This window comes from Blastococcus sp. TML/M2B (assembly GCF_016612865.1).
Lineage (GTDB): Bacteria > Actinomycetota > Actinomycetes > Mycobacteriales > Geodermatophilaceae > Blastococcus.
Map to the genome: position 1 here is coordinate 715,466 of NZ_JAENZZ010000002.1, position 17,414 is coordinate 732,879.

Annotated in this window: 15 protein-coding genes, 2 pseudogenes and 1 riboswitch; of the genes and pseudogenes, 12 read left to right on the top strand and 5 right to left on the bottom strand. The window is 77.5% G+C overall.

The window, feature by feature from the left end:
• Position 1: 1 nt before the first annotated feature.
• Positions 2-1,231, bottom strand: a complete 1,230-nt coding sequence (gene cbiE, locus JKP75_RS23980; protein WP_200491002.1) for a precorrin-6y C5,15-methyltransferase (decarboxylating) subunit CbiE — start codon at positions 1,229-1,231, stop codon at positions 2-4.
• Positions 1,232-1,285: 54 nt separating this feature from the next.
• Here cbiE and JKP75_RS12025 point away from each other — a divergent pair, with 54 nt between their 5' ends.
• The 9 genes and pseudogenes from JKP75_RS12025 to cobA all read left to right on the top strand — a co-directional run bounded on the left by JKP75_RS12025 (position 1,286) and on the right by cobA (position 10,801).
• Positions 1,286-2,224, top strand: coding sequence for a cobalamin biosynthesis protein (locus JKP75_RS12025; protein WP_200491001.1), 939 nt, complete (start codon positions 1,286-1,288; stop codon positions 2,222-2,224).
• The gene (locus JKP75_RS12030; RefSeq protein ID WP_200491000.1) at positions 2,221-3,720 is read left to right on the top strand and encodes a cobyric acid synthase; all 1,500 of its coding nucleotides are present in this window, start codon (positions 2,221-2,223) and stop codon (positions 3,718-3,720) included. Before JKP75_RS12025 ends, JKP75_RS12030 begins: the two co-directional genes overlap by 4 nt.
• A gap of 65 nt (positions 3,721-3,785) precedes the next feature.
• Positions 3,786-3,858, top strand: a riboswitch (cobalamin riboswitch).
• Between the two features lie 225 nt (positions 3,859-4,083).
• Complete coding sequence (locus JKP75_RS12035; protein WP_309229784.1) at positions 4,084-5,988, top strand: VWA domain-containing protein; 1,905 nt, start codon at positions 4,084-4,086, stop codon at positions 5,986-5,988.
• 1 nt (position 5,989) lies between these two features.
• Positions 5,990-6,604 (top strand): cob(I)yrinic acid a,c-diamide adenosyltransferase, encoded by a 615-nt coding sequence (gene cobO / locus JKP75_RS12040; protein ID WP_200490998.1) that lies wholly within the window; start codon positions 5,990-5,992, stop codon positions 6,602-6,604.
• A gap of 56 nt (positions 6,605-6,660) precedes the next feature.
• Positions 6,661-7,509, top strand: a pseudogene (locus tag JKP75_RS21360) (cobyrinate a,c-diamide synthase); the annotation flags it as partial.
• Positions 7,448-8,026, top strand: a complete 579-nt coding sequence (locus JKP75_RS21365) for a hypothetical protein (RefSeq protein ID WP_309229785.1) — start codon at positions 7,448-7,450, stop codon at positions 8,024-8,026. The pseudogene JKP75_RS21360 and the gene JKP75_RS21365, both read left to right, overlap by 62 nt.
• Complete coding sequence (locus JKP75_RS12050; RefSeq protein WP_200490996.1) at positions 8,023-8,388, top strand: cobalamin biosynthesis protein; 366 nt, start codon at positions 8,023-8,025, stop codon at positions 8,386-8,388. The genes JKP75_RS21365 and JKP75_RS12050 overlap by 4 nt, the downstream gene beginning before the upstream one ends.
• Entirely contained in the window at positions 8,385-9,428 is a 1,044-nt protein-coding gene (cobC, locus tag JKP75_RS12055; RefSeq protein WP_200493114.1) for an Rv2231c family pyridoxal phosphate-dependent protein CobC, read from the top strand. Before JKP75_RS12050 ends, cobC begins: the two co-directional genes overlap by 4 nt.
• Positions 9,425-10,801, top strand: coding sequence for a uroporphyrinogen-III C-methyltransferase (cobA, locus tag JKP75_RS12060; protein ID WP_309229786.1), 1,377 nt, complete (start codon positions 9,425-9,427; stop codon positions 10,799-10,801). Before cobC ends, cobA begins: the two co-directional genes overlap by 4 nt.
• Here the strand turns inward: cobA and JKP75_RS12065 are convergent.
• A pseudogene (locus JKP75_RS12065) lies at positions 10,749-11,315 on the bottom strand (TetR/AcrR family transcriptional regulator); the annotation flags it as partial. The gene cobA and the pseudogene JKP75_RS12065 overlap by 53 nt on opposite strands.
• A 51-nt stretch (positions 11,316-11,366) precedes the next feature.
• On the opposite strand from JKP75_RS12065, the gene JKP75_RS12070 reads away from it, so the two are divergent.
• From JKP75_RS12070 to JKP75_RS22870, 3 genes are all read left to right on the top strand, one after another.
• A complete protein-coding gene (locus tag JKP75_RS12070) occupies positions 11,367-11,801 on the top strand; it encodes a monooxygenase family protein (protein ID WP_200490994.1) in 435 nt (144 codons plus the stop codon).
• Between the two features lie 426 nt (positions 11,802-12,227).
• Entirely contained in the window at positions 12,228-12,866 is a 639-nt protein-coding gene (locus JKP75_RS12075) for a hypothetical protein (protein WP_200493115.1), read from the top strand.
• A gap of 201 nt (positions 12,867-13,067) precedes the next feature.
• Positions 13,068-13,187 (top strand): PLDc N-terminal domain-containing protein, encoded by a 120-nt coding sequence (locus JKP75_RS22870; protein ID WP_200493116.1) that lies wholly within the window; start codon positions 13,068-13,070, stop codon positions 13,185-13,187.
• 9 nt (positions 13,188-13,196) lie between these two features.
• Here JKP75_RS22870 and JKP75_RS12085 read toward each other — a convergent pair whose 3' ends face one another.
• From JKP75_RS12085 to JKP75_RS12095, 3 genes are read right to left on the bottom strand one after another with little or no spacing between them, the layout of a single operon-like run.
• Positions 13,197-14,063: an ABC transporter permease gene (locus tag JKP75_RS12085; RefSeq protein ID WP_200490991.1), complete on the bottom strand. Its 867-nt coding sequence runs from the start codon at positions 14,061-14,063 to the stop codon at positions 13,197-13,199.
• Positions 14,053-14,973 (bottom strand): ABC transporter ATP-binding protein, encoded by a 921-nt coding sequence (locus JKP75_RS12090; protein ID WP_200490990.1) that lies wholly within the window; start codon positions 14,971-14,973, stop codon positions 14,053-14,055. Before JKP75_RS12090 ends, JKP75_RS12085 begins: the two co-directional genes overlap by 11 nt.
• Positions 14,970-17,330, bottom strand: coding sequence for a heavy metal translocating P-type ATPase (locus tag JKP75_RS12095; RefSeq protein WP_200490989.1), 2,361 nt, complete (start codon positions 17,328-17,330; stop codon positions 14,970-14,972). The genes JKP75_RS12090 and JKP75_RS12095 overlap by 4 nt, the downstream gene beginning before the upstream one ends.
• Positions 17,331-17,414 lie beyond the last annotated feature (84 nt).

Genomic DNA, 17,414 nt, shown 5'->3' on the forward strand with positions numbered 1-17,414 from the left:
GCTACCGAACCACGCTGAGGAGGGTCACCGGCATGGCCGGTCGCCAGCCGGTGAACGAACCGACCGGCGAGCCGTGCGCGACCGACAGCCGGACCAGGTCACCCCCGACGCGCGCGAACCAGCCGGCCAGCACCGCCTCGCTCTCCAGCGTGACCGCGGTGACCACCAGCCGCCCGCCCGGCCGGAGTGCGGCCCAGCAGGTGTCCAGCAGGTCCGGGGTCGTCGCCCCGCCGCCGACGAAGACGGCGTCGGGGGCGGGCAGCCCGGCGAGGGCCTCGGGCGCCCGCCCCTCCACGACCTGCAGTCCGGGGACACCCAGCCGGGCGGCGTTGCCGCGGATCCGCGCCGCGCGGTCCGGCCGGCTCTCGACCGCCACGGCCCGGCAGGACGGGTGGGCGCGCATCCACTCGATGCCGATCGACCCCGCCCCGGCGCCGACGTCCCACAGCAGCCGGCCCGGCAGCGGCGCGAGCCGCGCCAGCGTGACCGCCCGCACGTCCCGCTTGGTGAGCTGCCCGTCGTCCTCGAACGCCTCGTCGGGCAGCCCGGGCACCACCGGCAGGGGCACCGTGGCCTCGTCGGCCACCGCCTCGACCGCGGTGACGACCAACGGGTCGACGACGCCGTGCGGCCAGTCCGCGGCCGATCCGGTCAGCACGTGCTCGGCGGGCCCGCCGAGCTGGGCGAGCGCGGTGATCCGGCTCGCGCCGTAGCCCAACCGCGCGCAGAGCGCCGCCACCTCCGCCGGCGTGCCACCGTCGGAGCCCAGCACGAGCAGCCGGCGCCCGGGGGTCACGTGCGGGGTGACCAGCTCCAGCGCCCGTCCGACGACGGTCACGAGGGCGGTCTCCTCGACCGCCCAGCCCAGCCGCGCGCAGGCCAGGCTCGCCGACGAGGGGTGCGGGAGGACGTGCACCGCGCCGGGTCCGTGCAGCCGGACCAGCGCGGTGCCGACCCCGGAGAGCATCGGATCGCCGCTGGCCAGGACCACCACGCGCCGGCCGGGGTGCGCCTCCGGCAGGGCGGCGAGCGCCGGTGCCATCGGCGAGGGCCAGGGCACCCGCTCGGCCGGCACGTCGCCGGGCACGAGCCCGAGCTGGCGGGCGCTCCCGCGCAGGACGTCGGCGCCCTCGATCACCCGGCGGGCGACCGGCGGCAGCCCGTCCCAGCCGTCGGCGCCGATGCCCACGACGGTCACCGGCGCGCTCGTCCCCTGCTCGTCGGCGCGCACAGCGGGCGATCCTAGGCACGGGGTCCGCGGAGCCCATTGGCACGATGACCGGCGATGGACACCCCGATCGCGGCCGGCCTCGCCCTGGGCGCCGCCGCCGACCTGCTGCTGGCCGACCCCCGGCGCGCCCACCCCGTGGCCGGCTTCGGTGCCGTCGCAGCCGGGCTCGAGCGCCGGGTCTGGCGCGACTCCCGGGCCGCCGGTGCCGGCCACACCGCCGCGCTGGTCGCGGGCGCGGCCGGGATCGGCGTGCTCGTTGACCGCGGCACGCGCCGCCGGCCGGCGGCGCGGACCGTCGCCACCGCGGTGGCCGCCTGGGCCGTGCTCGGCGGCACCTCGCTGGGCCGGGCCGCCGAGCGGATGCGGACGGCGTTGGACGCCGGCGACCTCGCCGCCGCCCGGGCGGCCCTGCCGGCGCTCGCCGGCCGGGACCCGCAGTCGCTCGACGCGGACGGCCTGGCCCGGGCCACCGTCGAGTCGGTCGCCGAGAACACCTCCGACGCCGCCGTCGCGCCGCTGTTCTGGGGTGCGGTGGCCGGGCTCCCCGGGCTGCTCGGCTACCGCGCGGTGAACACCCTCGACGCGATGGTCGGGCACCGCTCGCCGCGCTACGCGCGCTTCGGCTGGGCCGCCGCCCGGCTCGACGACGTCGCCAACTGGCTGCCGGCCCGGCTCACCGCCGCGCTCACGGTCGCCTGCGCACCCGTGGCCGGCGGCTCGGCCGCCGGCGCGCTGCGCACCTGGCTCCGGGACGGCGCCGCCCACCCGAGCCCCAACTCCGGCCGCTGCGAGGCGGCCGCAGCCGGCGCGCTGGGTGTGCGGCTCGGTGGGCGCAACGTCTACGGCACCCGGGTCGAGGTCCGGCCCGCGCTGGGCTCCGGACGGGCGCCGGGGCCGGCCGACATCACGGCCGCGGTGCGGCTGTCGCGGGCGATCTGGCTCGGCGCCACGGGGCTGGCGGTCGGCGGTCGGCTGCTGCGGAGCCGGCCGTGAGCGGGGCGCTGCTGGTCGCCGGCACCACGTCGGACGCCGGCAAGTCGGTGGTCACCGCGGGCATCTGCCGGTGGCTGGCCCGGGAGGGCGTCTCGGTGGCGCCGTTCAAGGCGCAGAACATGAGCAACAACTCCGTGGTCACCCCCGACGGCGCCGAGATCGGCCGGGCGCAGGTCATGCAGGCCGCGGCCGCGCGGGTAGTGCCCGAGGCGGCGATGAACCCGGTGCTGCTCAAGCCCGGGGGCGACAACTCCAGCCAGGTGGTGGTGCTGGGCCGGGCGGTCGCCGACGTCACCGCGCTGTCCTACCGGCCGATGAAGGCCGCCCTGCTCGAGCAGGCCCTGGCCTCCCTGGCCGACCTGCGCGCCCGCTTCGACGTCGTGATCTGCGAGGGCGCCGGTTCCCCGACCGAGATCAACCTGCGCGCCGACGACATCGCCAACATGGGGCTGGCGACGGCGGCCGACCTGCCCGTGCTGGTGGTCGGCGACATCGACCGCGGCGGGCTCTTCCCGGCGCTCTACGGCACGGTCGCGCTGATGCCGCCGGCCGACCAGCGGCTGGTCGCCGGCTTCCTGGTCAACAAGTTCCGCGGTGACGTCCGCCTGCTGGAGCCGGGCCTGGTGGAGCTGGAACGGCTCACCGGCCGGCCGACGCTGGGCGTGCTGCCGTGGCTCGGCGGCCTGGAGCTGGACGTCGAGGACTCCCTCGGCGTCCCCACCGGCGCCGTGTCGGGCGCCCCCCCGCACGGCGAGGAGGTGCTCCGCGTCGCCGTCGCCCGGTTGCCGCGCCTGTCGAACGTCACCGACCTCGACGCGCTCGCCGCCGAGCCCGGGGTCCTGGTCCGGTACGTCACCCGGCCCGAGGACCTCGCCGACGCCGACCTGGTCGTCCTGCCCGGTACCCGCGCGACGGTCGCCGACCTCCGCTGGCTCCGGGAGACCGGGCTGGCCGAGGCGGTCTCCCGGCACGCCGCGGCCGGCCGGCCGGTGCTCGGCATCTGCGGCGGGCACCAGATGCTGGCCCGCAGCATCACCGACGCCGTCGAGTCCCGCGCCGGCACCGTCGCGGGGCTCGGTCTGCTGCCCACCGAGGTGCGCTTCGAGCGGGAGAAGACCCTGGGCCGCCCGACCGGGTCGGCCCTCGGCCAGCAGGTCACCGGCTACGAGATCCACCACGGCGTGGTGACCGTCGACGACGGCGCCGAGCCCTTCCTGGACGGCGCGCAGGCCGGGGCGGTCTCCGGCACGACGTGGCACGGCGCGCTGGAGAACGACGGCTTCCGCCGCGCGTTCCTCGCCGAGGTCGCGCGCACCACCGGTCGCCGGTTCGTGCCAGCGCCGGACACCGACTTCGCCGCCGTCCGCGAGGCCCGGCTGGACCGGCTCGGCGACCTGATCGCCGAGCACGCGGACACCGACGCGCTGTGGCGGCTGATCGAGTCCGGCGCCCCCTCCGGGCTGCCGCTGCTGCCGCCGGGTGCGGCCGGCGCCTGACCCCCGGGGCTGTCCGGCCGCCGGGAGGCTGTGGTTGCATGACGCCGCCACACGCGACGGCAGTGGAGGAAGCCCGGTGAGATTCCGGCGCGGTCCCGCCACTGTGAGCCGGCCCCCGGGTCGGTGAGTCAGGAACTCCCGCCGTCGCGCTCCTGCCACCTCCGGGCGTGGACACCCGGGGAGAGGAAGCGTGCTCCCGTGCGCCGTATCCACGCATGACCTACCCCTTCAGCGCCGTCGTCGGCATGGACGACATGCGACTGGCCCTGCTGCTCAACGCCGTCTCCCCCGCCGTCGGCGGCGTGCTCGTGCGCGGCGAGAAGGGCACGGCGAAGTCGACGACGGGTCCGCGCCCTGGCCGCCGTGCTGCCGCCGGTCGCCGTCGTGCCCGGCTGCCGCTTCGCCTGCGACCCGGCCGCCCCCGATCCCGCCTGCCCCGACGGCCCGCACGAGCCGACCGCGGCCGGCCCCGAGCGGCCGGCCCGGCTGGTCGAGCTGCCGGTGGGGGCCTCGGAGGACCGCGTCGTCGGCTCGCTGGACCTGGAGCGTGCGCTCACCGCGGGCGTGAAGGCCTTCGAGCCCGGCCTGCTGGCCGCCGCCCACCGGGGCGTCCTCTACGTGGACGAGGTCAACCTGCTGCACGACCACCTGGTCGACCTGTTGCTGGACGCGGCCGCGATGGGCACCGCCTACGTCGAGCGCGAGGGCATCTCCGTCCGGCACGCCAGCCGCTTCCTCCTGGTCGGGACCATGAACCCCGAGGAGGGCGAGCTGCGGCCGCAGCTGCTCGACCGGTTCGGCCTGACCGTCGAGGTCGCCGCGCCGCGGGACCCGGCGGTCCGCGCCGAGGTGGTGCGCCGGCGGTTCGCCTCCGACGCCGACCCGACGGGTTTCGCCACCGGGTGGGCGGCCGAGGAGACCGCGCTGGCCGACCGGATCGCCGACGCCCGGGCCCGGCTGCCCCGCGTGCTGCTCTCCGACGCCGCCCTGCGGCAGATCACCGCCGTGTGCGCCGCCTTCGACGTGGACGGCCTGCGCGCCGACCTGGTCACCGCCCGCGCCGCCATGGCGCACGCCGCCTGGTCCGGCCGCGACGAGGTGACCGAGGACGACGTCCGGGTGGCCGCCCGCCTCGCGCTCCCCCACCGCCGCCGGCGCAATCCCCTCGACGCCCCCGGCCTCGACGAGGACAGCCTGGAGCAGGCGCTCGCCGACAGCCGCCCGGAGGACGACGGCCCCGGGGACGGCGGCGGTGCACCTCCCCCGCCGAGCGACCCGGACGTCTCCTCCACGGACGACGAGGGACTTCCGGTACAGGAAGTCCCGGACGACGAGGGACTTCCGGTACAGGAAGTCCCGGACGGCGACGGCGGGTCCCCGACGACGGCGCCGCGCGGTGAGGGCGGCGGCCGCACCGATGCCGCGCCGGTCCCCGACCAGGCGGCGGCCGCACCGTCCGGGACGTTCCGCGCGCGACGGCTCGAGGTGCCCGGCATCGGTGCCGGCGCGGCCGGCCGCCGGTCCCGCGCCCGCTCGGAGCGCGGCCGGGTCGTCGGCTCCACCCGCCCGGTCGCGAACGTCACGAAGCTGCACCTCACCGACACCGTGCTCGCCGCCGCGCCGCACCAGCGGGCGCGCGGCCGCACCGGCCCCGGCCTGCGGATCGTCCGGGAGGACCTCCGCCAGGCGACGCTCGAGGGGCGGGAGGGCAACCTCGTGCTCTTCGTCGTCGACGCCAGCGGCTCGATGGGGTCGCGCGCCCGGATGGGCGCGGTCAAGGGTGCGGTCCTCTCGCTGCTGGTCGACGCCTACCAGCGCCGGGACAAGGTCGGGCTGGTCACCTTCCGCGGTGCGGAGGCGGAGCTGGCCCTGCCGCCCACCTGGTCGATCGAGGCCGCCGCCGCGCGGCTCGCCGAGCTGCCCACCGGCGGCCGCACCCCGCTGGCCGCCGGGCTGCTGCGCGCCGCCGAGGTGCTGCGGGTGGAGCGCATCCGGGACCCGCGCCGCCGCCCGCTGCTCGTCGTCGTCACCGACGGTCGGGCCACCGGCGCACGGGGCGGTGCCCCTCTCGCCGAGGCGCACGCCGCCGCCCGGCTGCTCGCCGCCTCGGGGGTGGCCGCCGTCGTCGTCGACTGCGAGTCCGGGCCCGTCCGGCTGGGCCTGGCCTCGGCCCTCGGCGCCGTCCTGGGCGGGCCGACCCTGAGCACGGGCGACCTCGCCGCCGACGGCCTCGCCGCGACCGTGCGCGACGCCCGGCAGGTGGCCTGAGATGCCGAAGGGGCAGGTCGAGGCCGTCCCGGCCGACGGGCTGACCACGCGGCAGCGGCGCAACCGGCCGCTGCTCGTCGTGCACACCGGCCCGATGAAGGGCAAGTCCACCGCCGCCTTCGGGATGGCGATGCGCGCCTGGAACCAGGGCTGGCCGATCGCGGTCTACCAGTTCGTCAAGAGCGCCAAGTGGAAGGTCGGCGAGGAGAACGCGCTGACCGCGCTGGGCCGCCTGCACGAGCAGACCGGCGAAGGCGGGCCGGTCGTCTGGCACAAGATGGGCTCCGGCTGGAGCTGGTCACGCCGCGCGGGCACCGAGTCCGACCACGCCGCGGACGCCGCCGAGGGCTGGGCGCAGATCAAGCGCGACCTCGCCGCCGAGGCGCACCGCTTCTACGTGCTCGACGAGTTCACCTACCCCCTGACGTGGGGCTGGGTGGACGTCGACGACGTGGTCGAGACGCTGACGCACCGCCCGGGCGCCCAGCACGTGGTCATCACCGGCCGGGACGCCCACCCGGCGCTGATCGGGGCGGCAGATCTCGTGGTCGAGATGACCAAGGTGAAGCACCCGATGGACGCCGGCCAGAAGGGACAGCGAGGCATCGAGTGGTGACGGCAGTGCCGCGGCTCGTCGTGGCCGCCCCCTCCTCGAACGCCGGCAAGACGTCGGTGGCCACGGGGCTCATCGCCGCGCTCACCGCCCGCGGGCTCGCCGTCTCCCCGCACAAGGTCGGTCCCGACTACATCGACCCCGGGTACCACGGCCTCGCCGCCGGCCGCCCGGGCCGCAACCTGGACCCCTGGCTGGTCGGCGAGGACCGCATCGCCCCGCTGTTCCTGCGGGGTGCGCTGCACCCGCGTCCCGCCGACGTCGCCGTCGTCGAGGGCGTGATGGGCCTGTTCGACGGTGCCACCCACCCGTCGGTCGAGCCCGGCTTCGCATCGACGGCCCACGTCGCGGGTCTGCTGCGGGCGCCGGTGCTGCTCGTCGTCGACGGCTCCTCGCAGGCCCGCTCCGTGGCCGCGCTCGTGCACGGCTTCGCCACGTTCGACCCCGGCGTCCGGCTCGGTGGCGTGGTCCTCAACCGGGTCGGGAGCGACCGGCACGAGGCGATCCTGCGCGATGCGCTGGCCGCCGCCGGGGTGCCGGTGCTCGGCGCGGTCCGGCGGATGGAGCGGCTGCGCACCCCGTCGCGGCACCTGGGGCTGATCCCGGCGGCGGAGCGATCGGACGCCGCCGTGGCGACCGTCCGCCTGCTCGGCGATGTCGTGCAGCACGCTGTCGACCTGGACGCCGTGCTGGCCCTCGCACGCTCCGCTCCCCCGCTGGACGCCGCGCCGTGGGACCCGGCCGACGAGGTCACGCCGGCACCCGGCCGCCCGCGGATCGCGGTGGCCGGCGGCCCCGCCTTCACCTTCGGCTACGCCGAGAACACCGAGCTGCTCGAGGCGGCCGGTGCGGAGGTCGTGGCGGTGGACCCGCTGCGCGACGAGGCGCTGCCACCGGGGACCGCGGGCCTCGTCGTGGGCGGCGGCTTCCCGGAGGTGCACGCCGCCGAGCTGTCCGCGAAGCGGAACCCTGCGCGCCGGCATCGCGGCACTCGCGGCGCGCGGTGCGCCGATCGCCGCCGAGTGCGCCGGGCTGCTCTACCTGGCCCGCGAGCTCGACGGCAGGCCGATGTGCGGGGTGCTCGACGTCGTCACGGCGATGTCCCCCCGGCTGACCCTGGGGTACCGGGAGGCGGTCGCCGTCGGTGACTCCGTGCTGGCCCCGGCCGGGGCCCGGGTGCGCGGGCACGAGTTCCACCGCACGCGCGCCGATCCCCCGGTCGGTCGCGACGGCGCCTGGCGTTGGTCCCCGACCGGAGCCGAGGGCTTCACCCCCGGCTCCGTGCACGCCTCCTACCTGCACCTCAACTGGGCCGGCAGCCCGCGGCTTGCCGAACGCTTCGTCGCGGCGTGCGCCACCGCCGGACGACCGGAGGACGTCCGCGCGGCACCGCTGCGGGTCCCCGAACCGGCGGAGCGCCCGTGATCACCGTGGGCGTGGGGACGTCGAGCGGGGTGGGCGCCGACGAGGTGCTGGCCGCCGTGGACGCGGTGCTGGCCGCCGTGGACGCGGTGCTGCCGGCCGCGCCCGGTCGTGTGCGCCTCGCGACGCTCGACGCCCGGCTCGCCGAACCGGGCCTGGTGGAGGCGGCGACCCGGCGGGGCTGGCAGCTCGTCGGTTCCCCGGCGGCCGTGCTGGCCGCCGTCCTCGTGCCGTCCCCGTCCGACCGGGTGGCGGCTGCGGTCGGCACCGCCTCGGTGGCCGAGGCCGCCGCCCTGCTGGGCGGCGGCTCGCTCCTGGTGCCGAAGACGGTGGTCGGCCGGGTCACCGTGGCGGTGGCCCGGTGACCGACCTGCGCCACCACGGCGACGCCGACCTGGGCCCCGGCCTGGTCGACCTGGCGGTCAACGTGCGCGCTGACGCCCCGCCCCCCTGGCTGCGCGCCGTCCTGCACGCGTCCCTCGACGCGTCGGCCGCCTACCCGGACCCCGTCGCCGCCCGTGCGGCGGTCGCCGCCGCGCACGGCCGCCCCGTCGAGGAGGTGCTGCTGGCCGCCGGCGCCGCCGAGGTCTTCGTCCTCGTCGCACGGGCGGTGCGCCCCCGGCTCGCCGCCGTGGTGCACCCCTCGTTCACCGAGCCGGAGGCGGCGCTCCGCGCGGCCGGGCACCCGGTCACCCGGGTGGTGCTGAGCGCCGACGACGGCCGGCGGCTCGACCCGGCGGCCGTCCCCGGGGACGCCGACCTCGTCGTGCTCGGCAACCCCACGAACCCGACCTCGGTGCTGCACCCGGCAGCGGACATCGCCGCCCTCGCGCGACCGGGCCGGGTGCTCGTCGTCGACGAGGCGTTCGCCGACACGGTCCCCGGCGAGCGGGAGTCGCTGGCCTCCCGGCGGGACCTGCCCGGGGTCCTCGTCGTACGCAGCCTGACCAAGACCTGGGGGCTGGCCGGCCTGCGGGTCGGCTACGCGCTCGGTCCGGCACCGCTGATCGCCGCCCTGGAGGCGCAGCAACCGCACTGGCCGGTGTCGACGCCCGCCCTCGCCGCGCTCGCCGCGTGCAGCACCCCGGCCGCCCGCGCGGAGGCCGACGCCGCCGCCCGCGAGCTGGGCCACCGGCGGGAGGTCCTGCTCCGCAGCCTGCCGCCGTCGGTGCTGGTGGAGGGCACCCCCCGCTCGTCGTTCGTGCTCCTCCGCGTCCCGGACGGCGCCCGGGTGCGTGCGGAGCTCCGGCAGCGCGGCTGGGCGGTGCGCCGCGGCGACACGTTCCCCGGCCTGACGCCGGACCACCTGAGGGTGGCCGTGCGGACCCCCGGGATCTCCTCCGCCTTCTCCGCCGACCTCGCCGCCGTCCTGTCGTCCGCCCCCACCCCCGAGGAGGTGCCGTGAGCACCCCGCCGCTCCCCCGCCCGTCCGCTCCCCTCCACCCCGTCGGCCTGCGGCTGGAGGGTCGCCCGGTGGTGGTCGCCGGTGGGGGCACCGTCGCCTACCGGGCGACCGCCGGGCTGCTCGCCTCCGGCGCGCTGGTGACCGTCGTGAGCCCGGCCGTCGTCCCCGCGCTGGAGGCGCTGGCCGACTCCGGCGCCCTGGCCTGGATCCGCCGCCGCTACGCACCGGGCGACCTGGACGGCGCCTGGTACGCGGTCACCGCGACCGCGGACCCGGTGGTGGACGGGGCCGTCGCCGCCGACGCCGAGCGCGCCCGGGTCTTCTGCACCCGCACCGACGCCCCGGACGCGTCCAGCGCCCGGCCGGCGCTGCCGGACGGCGGGGCCCCGCTCCTCCGCGACCGCCGGGGCGGCCGGGTCGTGCTCGTCGGCGGCGGCCCCGGCGACCCCGGGCTGATCACCGTCCGCGGGCGGGAGGCGCTGGCCGAGGCCGACGTCGTGGTCGTCGACCACCTGGGTCCCCGGACGCTGCTGGCCGGGCTGCGACCCGATGTCGAGGTGGTCGACGCGTCGAAGCTGCCGCGCAGGCGGGCGATGCCCCAGGACGAGATCAACGCGCTGCTGGTGTCGCACGCCCGTGCGGGCAGGTGCGTGGTGCGTCTCAAGGGCGGGGACCCGTTCGTCTTCGGCCGCGGCATGGAGGAACTGCTCGCGTGCACGGCCGCCGACGTCCCGGTGGAGGTGGTCCCGGGCGTGACCAGTGCCGTCGCGGTGCCCGGGGTCGCCGGCATCCCCGTCACGCACCGCGGTCTCACCCACGAGTTCGTCGTCGTCTCCGGCCACCTGCCGCCGGGGCATCCGCAGTCGCTCGTCGACTGGGCCGCGATCGGGCGGTTGCGCGGCACGGTCGTCGTCCTCATGGGGGTCGAGACCGCCGCCGCGATCGCGGCAGCGCTGGTCGACCATGGCCGCCGGCCGGACACCCCGGTCGCCGTCGTCACCGAGGGGACGACGGATGCGCAGCGGGTCGTCACCACGTCGCTGGCGCGGCTCGGAGCCACGATCCGCGACGAGGGGATCTGCCCGCCCGCCGTCTGGGTGGTCGGTGACGTCGCCGGGTTCGCCGGCGGTGCCCATCGGGCAGCACGCGGCTCGGGGTGCCCTCCTCGGCTGAGCCCCCGCCACCTCCGGGCCCCCGCCGGCGGCGTCGTCCCGGCCGGTGCGGGGCTCCGGCACGCCGGGACGGCTAGAGCCCGCGCGCCAGGCGGTCGAGCAGGCCGTCCAGCTGCTCCTCCCGCTGCTGCTCCGGCAGGTCGCGCAGGGGGCCCTGCAGGCAGAGGACGGCGAAGCCGTGCACCCCCGCCCAGCAGGTGACGTCCGCGCCGGGGCGGCGCTCGGCGGGCAGCACCCCGGTGGCGACCAGCTCGTCGAGGACGCCGGAGAGCACCCCGTAGGCGCCCTCCCCCGCGGCACCCTCCTCGGGCCGCGCGCAGGCGAACGCGGTCGCGAAGAGCCCGGGCTCGGCGAGCGCGAAGTGCACGTACTCCCGGCCGACCGCGCGCAGCCGCGCGGTCGGCTCGCCCTGCCCGGCACCGGGGAGCTCGTCGAGCCGGTCGCGCATACGCCGCTCCAGCTCGGCCATGCCCCGGGCGGAGACCTCCGCGAGCAGGTCGTCGCGGTCGGCGAAGTGCCGGTAGGCCGCGTTGTGCGAGACCCCGGTGCGGCGGGCCGCGTCGCGCAGCACGACGGCCTCGGCCCCACCGGCCCGGGCCTGGTCGACGGCGGTGTCGATGAGCGCGACCCGCAGGTTGCCGTGGTGGTAACGCCGCGCAGCGCGGGGGTGCTCAACCATGTTGACAGTGTCCACCGGCCGTACTGCGATGTCCATGTTGCCGGCGTCCACATGGGCAGCCGGAACGCCCCACCCCCAGGAGATCCGATGAGCCGCATCGCACTCGCCGGCCGGACGACCGCCGACGCCCCGCCCGGAACCGTCGCCTTCCTGATCGGCATGCGGGTCAACCGCCCGGCGCGCCTCCGGCACTGGCTGCCGGTCGCGGCGGCGATGCCCCGGATGCTGCGCGAGCTCGCCCGGCACCCCGAACTCGGCCTGCTCTCCGCCCGCACCTATGTCAGCGGCCGCGCGGTGCTCACCGTCCAGTACCGGCGCAGCGCCGAGGACCTCGACCGCTACGCCCGCGCGCGGGACGCCGCACACCTCCCCGCCTGGCGGGAGTTCAACCGGCGCACCCGCGACAACTGCGACGTCCCCCGCCGCCGGCGGTCCTGGGGCGCCGGCGTGGGTGTGCCAGACTCGGTCGGCCCTCGACACGGACCCGGGCCGGCCGCCGCCCCGAGGAGTTCCCGACCATGAGCACCTCCAGCACCACCGGCCGGCACGAGGCTCCCGCCGAGCCCGGCCGGCCCGCCACGGAGACGTTCGCCGAGGAGCTGCGAGACGCCTTCGCGCCCCGGACGCTGCTGCTGGTGGTCGGCGTGGCCCTGCTCTGCCTGGGGTTCGTCCTCTCCTACGTCGGCGCCTTCCACGCCCCGACCCCGCACCGCATCCCGGTCGCCCTCGTCGCCCCGGCGCAGGTCAGCGGGCAACTCGTGGACGGGCTCAACGGGATCGACGGCGGAGCCGCTGCGGGCCCGCGCGGTCGAGGACGAGGCGGCCGCGCGCCGCCTCCTGGAGCGCGACGAGATCTCCGGCGCCCTGCTCGTCGACCCCGCCGCAACCGAGGACACCCTGCTCGTCGCCTCCGGCCAGGGCGCGGCGATCTCCACGGCGGTGCAGCGGGTGCTCACCGCGGTCGAGGACGAGCAGGGGCGCACGCTCGCCGTCTCGGACGCCGTGCCGCACCAGTCCGGGGACCCGCAGGGCTCGAGCGCGTTCTACGTCGCCGTCGGCGCGGTGCTCGCGGGCTACCTGCTGGCCGCCGTCCTGGGCATGGCGAAGGGCGCCCGCCCGGCCACCTTCCGCCGCACGCTGTGGCGCCTCGCCGCCACCGTCCCCTACGCGCTCGCCGTGGGGCTGGGCATCGCGATCATCACCGGCCCCGTGCTGGGCGCGATCACCGGGCACGTCGGCGCGGTCTTCGCCGTGGCCACGTTGCTCGTGCTGAGCGCGGCCACGGTCACCATGAGCTTCCAGGTGCTCTTCGGCATCTTCGGGATCGCCGCGACCATCCTGGTCTTCGTCGTCGTCGGCAACCCGTCGGCCGGGGGCGCCTACCCCTACCCCCTCCTGCCCGGGTTCTGGCGCGAGATCGGCCCGTGGCTGCCGAACGGCGCCGGCGTCGACGCGCTGCGCAGCGCCGTCTACTTCGGCGGCACCGGGATGGCGCCGGCCCTCTGGGTCATCGTGGGGTGGATCGCCGCCGGGACCGTGCTCACCGTGCTCGCCGCCCGCGTCATCTCGCGCCGCGCCACCGCCTGAGCCGGAGCGCGGCCGCCGTGGACGTCGTCCACGGATGGCGGGAGGATCCGTGCACCCAGGACCCACCCCACCCAGGACCACCAGCCCACGACCGAGGAGGACCGATGGCGCGACGACGCTGGCGCGACCTGAGCCCGGCCCAGCAGACCGGGGTGCTCGTGCTCGCCTCGGTCCAGCTCTCCCTGGCCGCGACGGCGTGGGGTGGACCTCGCCTCCCGCCCGCCCGCGCGGGTCAACGGGCCCAAGCCGGTGTGGGCCGCGGTCATCGCCGTGAACTTCGTGGGACCGGCGGCCTGGTTCCGCTGGGGACGCCGCGGCTGACGCCCGCGCTCAGCCGCGGAGGTCGCGACGCCGGAACGTGGACACCGCGACCACGCCCAGCACCAGGACCGTGCCGGCCGACACCGCGACGGCCGGCCAGGAGACCCCGGAGGCCAGCGGGACGTGCCCCTGGTACTGCGCGAACGGGGACAGGTCGCGCACCGGCTCCAGCCAGCCGACCAGGGGCGCCAGCCCGTTGACCAGGTAGGCGAGGACCGCCGTCGCGGCCGGCACCGCACGCGCGAGGGCCACGCTGCCGGTGGCCGCGCCGACGGCTGCCGCGAGGGCGCCGAAGACGGCGCCGAGCAGCCACAGGTGCAGCATCGCGGCGAGCACGTGCGCCAGCGGGAGGTCCAGGCCGAAGAGCACGCCCCCGGCGGCCAGAGCCACGCCCAGGGCAGTGACCACGACCGCGGTCGCGACCACCGTCGCGGCGGTGCGCTCGACGACCACTCTCGTCCTGCTGACCGGGTTGGCCAGCAGCAGGTCGATCGACCGGCGGTCCTCCTCACCGGCGATCCCGGCGGCACCGGCCAGGACGGCGAACAGGATGACCAGCAGCGGGCCGGTCAGGCCCATGAGCTCCGCCTGGACGTACCCGACCGGCGTCGACATGTCGGCGGTCGCCAGGAGCGATCGCAGCACCTCGGGCAGCTGGTCCATGACGTCGGTGATCGACGGCTCGTCGCGGATGCTCGGCCACAGCGAGCCGTAGAGCACCACCATCGCGGCCAGACCCGCGCACCACGCCAGCAGGCTGCGCCGCTGCAACCGCAGGCTCTGCCGGAGCACCTCGCCGGGCCGCGCACTCCGTCCCGCGCGCGGCCGCACGGCGTCCGGGGGCGACGGAGCGGGGTCGAGCACGTCAGGCAGCACCGGCCCGCTCCGTCCCGTAGTAGGCGAGGAAGGTCTCCTCCAGGTCCGCCTCGGTGCACTCCAGGTCCGCCAGCCGGTGGGTGGCCATCCGCCGGCACAGGGCGTCCAGGGCCGACGCCGGCGCACTGCAGGACAGCGCCGTGCCGCTCACCACGACGTCGCGCAGGCCCGGTAGGCCCGCGAAGTCGCCGGCGGGGACCTCGTCCTCGAAGCGCGCGCGGACCCGGTGGAGGGAGCGGGCAGGCAGGTCCTCCATGGCCTCGACCGCCACGAGCCTGCCCGCGCGCAGGACGCCGATGCGGTCGGCGCTGCGCTGCACCTCCCCGAGGACGTGCGACGAGAGCAGGGCGGCGCCTCCGGTGGCCGTGTGCGCGCGCAGGAGCGCCTGGAACTCCTGCTGGGCCAGGGGGTCGAACCCGCTGGTCGGCTCGTCCAGGACGAGCAGCGGCGGGTCGGACATCATCGCCAGGACCAGGGCGAGCTTCTGGCGGTTCCCCTTGGACAGCTCCCGCGCCGGCCGGTCCAGGTCCAGGTCGAGCCGGCCGGCCAGCTCCGGCGCACGACCGGGTCCGTCGCCCCCGCGCAGCCGCGCCGTCGCCCGGACGTGCTCCCGTCCGGTGAGGCGGTCGTGCAGCGCGGGTTCCCCGCCGACGTAGCCGACGTCGGCGTGGACCCGGGCGGCGTCCCGCCAGGCATCCAGGCCGAGCACGCGGGCCGATCCGGAGGTGGGGCGCAGGAAGCCCATGAGCAGCCGCAGCGTCGTCGTCTTCCCCGCGCCGTTGGGCCCGAGGTACCCGAGCACCTCCCCGCGGCGGACCGCCAGGTCGACGTCCTGCAGGGCGGTCGTGCGCCCGAACCGCTTGGTCAGGCCCGTCGTGGCCACCGCGACCTCGGCTGCGCCGCCGGTCATCCCGACTCCCCGGCCCGGTCGGTCGCCATCGCGAAGTAGTTCTCCTCCTCCTGGAGGTAGTGCAGCTCCAGCAGGGCGTGCAGCCCGTACAGGCAGGCCAGGAGGTCCTGCCGGCGCGCCGGGTCGAGCTCCGCCCCGAGGTCGAGGGCGTGCAGGTGGGTCGCCAGCCGGCGGGTGAGCCGGCCGATCTCGGCGTGCGCCCGGCTCATCGGCGCCACCGCCTCACCGCTGCCCAGCGCCCGGGCCAGGGCGGGGTACAGCTCGGCCTCCTCCGCCTCCTCGTGCGGCACGAGCCGGTCCTCCAGGGCCGCCCTCGCCCGGTGCAGCGCCTCGACCGCCTGCGGCGCGGACCCCGTCGCCAGCGCGTCCGCCGCCTCCCGCACCAGCGGGAGGACCTGGCGGAGGTCATCGTGCTCGGCCTCGAACCGCCGGAGCAGGGCCTGCGTGCCGGGCTGGACGGGCCGCCCACCGACCTCGCCACCGCGGAGCGCGCGCAGCGCGTTGACGATGACGGCGACGTCGATCGCCTCCTGGAGCAGCGCCCCGAACGCCGGCGGCAGCAACCCGACGGCGGCCACCGCCATGGCCGCGAGCGACATGCCCATGCCCGCGACGGCGCTCTGCACCGCGATGCGGCGGGCGTGGCGGGCGATCTCCATCGCGTCGGCCACCCGGTCGAGCCGGTCGGTGGTCAGCACCACGTCGGCGGCCTCCGACGACGCGGTGGCGCCGCGTGCCCCCATCGCGATCCCCACCGTGGCGGCGGCCAGGGCGGGGGCGTCGTTGAGCCCGTCCCCGACCATGATGGTGACGGCGCGCCGCTGCTCGTCGCGGACGGCGTCGACCTTGCTCTGCGGCGTCTGCTGGGCCCGCACCTCGTCGAGGCCGAGCACTGCGCCCACCTCGCGCGCCGGTTCGGGACGGTCGCCGGTGAGCATGACCAGCCGCTCGATGCCGGCCGCCCGCAGCCGCCGCAACGTCCGGCCGGCGTCGGCCCGGACCGGGTCCCTGAGGAGGACCGCTCCGACGGGCGCGGCGTCCGCCTCCACCCACACCACCGCGCAACCGTCGAGCCCCGCCCGGCTGACGGCCGTCCGCGCCCACCCGTCCCCGGGTACCTCCTCGCGCTTGCCGACGCGGATGCGGACGCCGTCGACGGTGGCGGCGACCCCTCGGCCGGGCACCTCCTCGACGGCGGTCGGGAGCGACAGCCCCAGGCCGCGGACCCGCGCCTCGGCGACGACGGCCTCGGCGAGCACGTGCGGGGAGAGCTGATCGGCCGACGCGGCCAGCCGCAGGACCTCCTCCGGGGAGCCGCCCGGGGAGGTCAGCACCTCGACGACCGCCGGCCGGCCCGCCGTGAGCGTGCCGGTCTTGTCGACGACCATCGTGCGAGCGTGCCCCAGGTTCTCCAGCGCGCCCCCGGTGCGGACCACCACCCCCAGCCGGGAGGTCCGGGACAGGCCGGAGACGATCGCGACGGGGGCGGCCAGCAGCAGCGGGCACGGGGTGGCCACCACCAGCACCGCCACCGCGCGCTCGGCGGAGCCGCTCCCCGCCCAGGCCAGCCCGGCCACGGCGAGCGACAGCGGGAGGAACCAGGCGGCGAACCGGTCCGCCAGGCGGACCACCGGCGCGGTGTCCGCCCCCGCCTGCTCGACCAGGGCGACGATCCCCGCGTAGGTGCTGCGGGAGGCCGGTGCCGTGCACCGCAGCTCGAAGGCCCCGCCGGCGTTGAGCGTGCCGCTGCGCGCGGCGTCCCCGGCCGCCCGCTCGACGAGTTCCGCCTCCCCGCTCAGCGCCGACTCGTCCAGCACCGCCGGCCCGGCCAGCACCTCGCCGTCGACCGGCAGCACCTCACCCGGGCCCACGACCACGACGTCGTCGACGGCCACCTCTCCGACGTCGACCTCGGTCACCTCACCACCGACCCGCCGGCGGGCCGTGCGCGGCGCCCGCTCCAGCAGCGCGCGCAGGTCCCGCGTCGCCCGCCGTTGCGCGGCGGCGTCCAGCGCCCGCCCGGTCGCCAGCATCACCGCGATCAGCGCGCCGGCCAGGTGCTCGCCGACCGCCAGGGTGCCCACCAGGGCCAGCACGGCGATGAGGTCCACGCCGAGTCTCCCGCGCAGGAGCGCGACGACCACCCACCCGACGGCGGGTACGAGGGCGAGCAGCGTCGCCGCCGCCCACAGGACGTCGTCCCAGCGGCCGGCGCCGGTCGCCCAGGCGAGCCCGCCGGCGGCGAGCAGCCCCGTCGTCGCGACCAGGAGGGCCGGCTCGACCCACCGCCGCGCCGTCCGCAGCGGCCACGTGCCGGACCGGAGCGTCGTCGCGTCGCCGTCCCGACCGCCGTCCATCCCCCGATGATGGTGGCGCCCACCCCACCGGCCCGTGGCGTTGGTCCTCGAAACCGAGGACGGAGGTCCCGGCTCCTCCGCGGG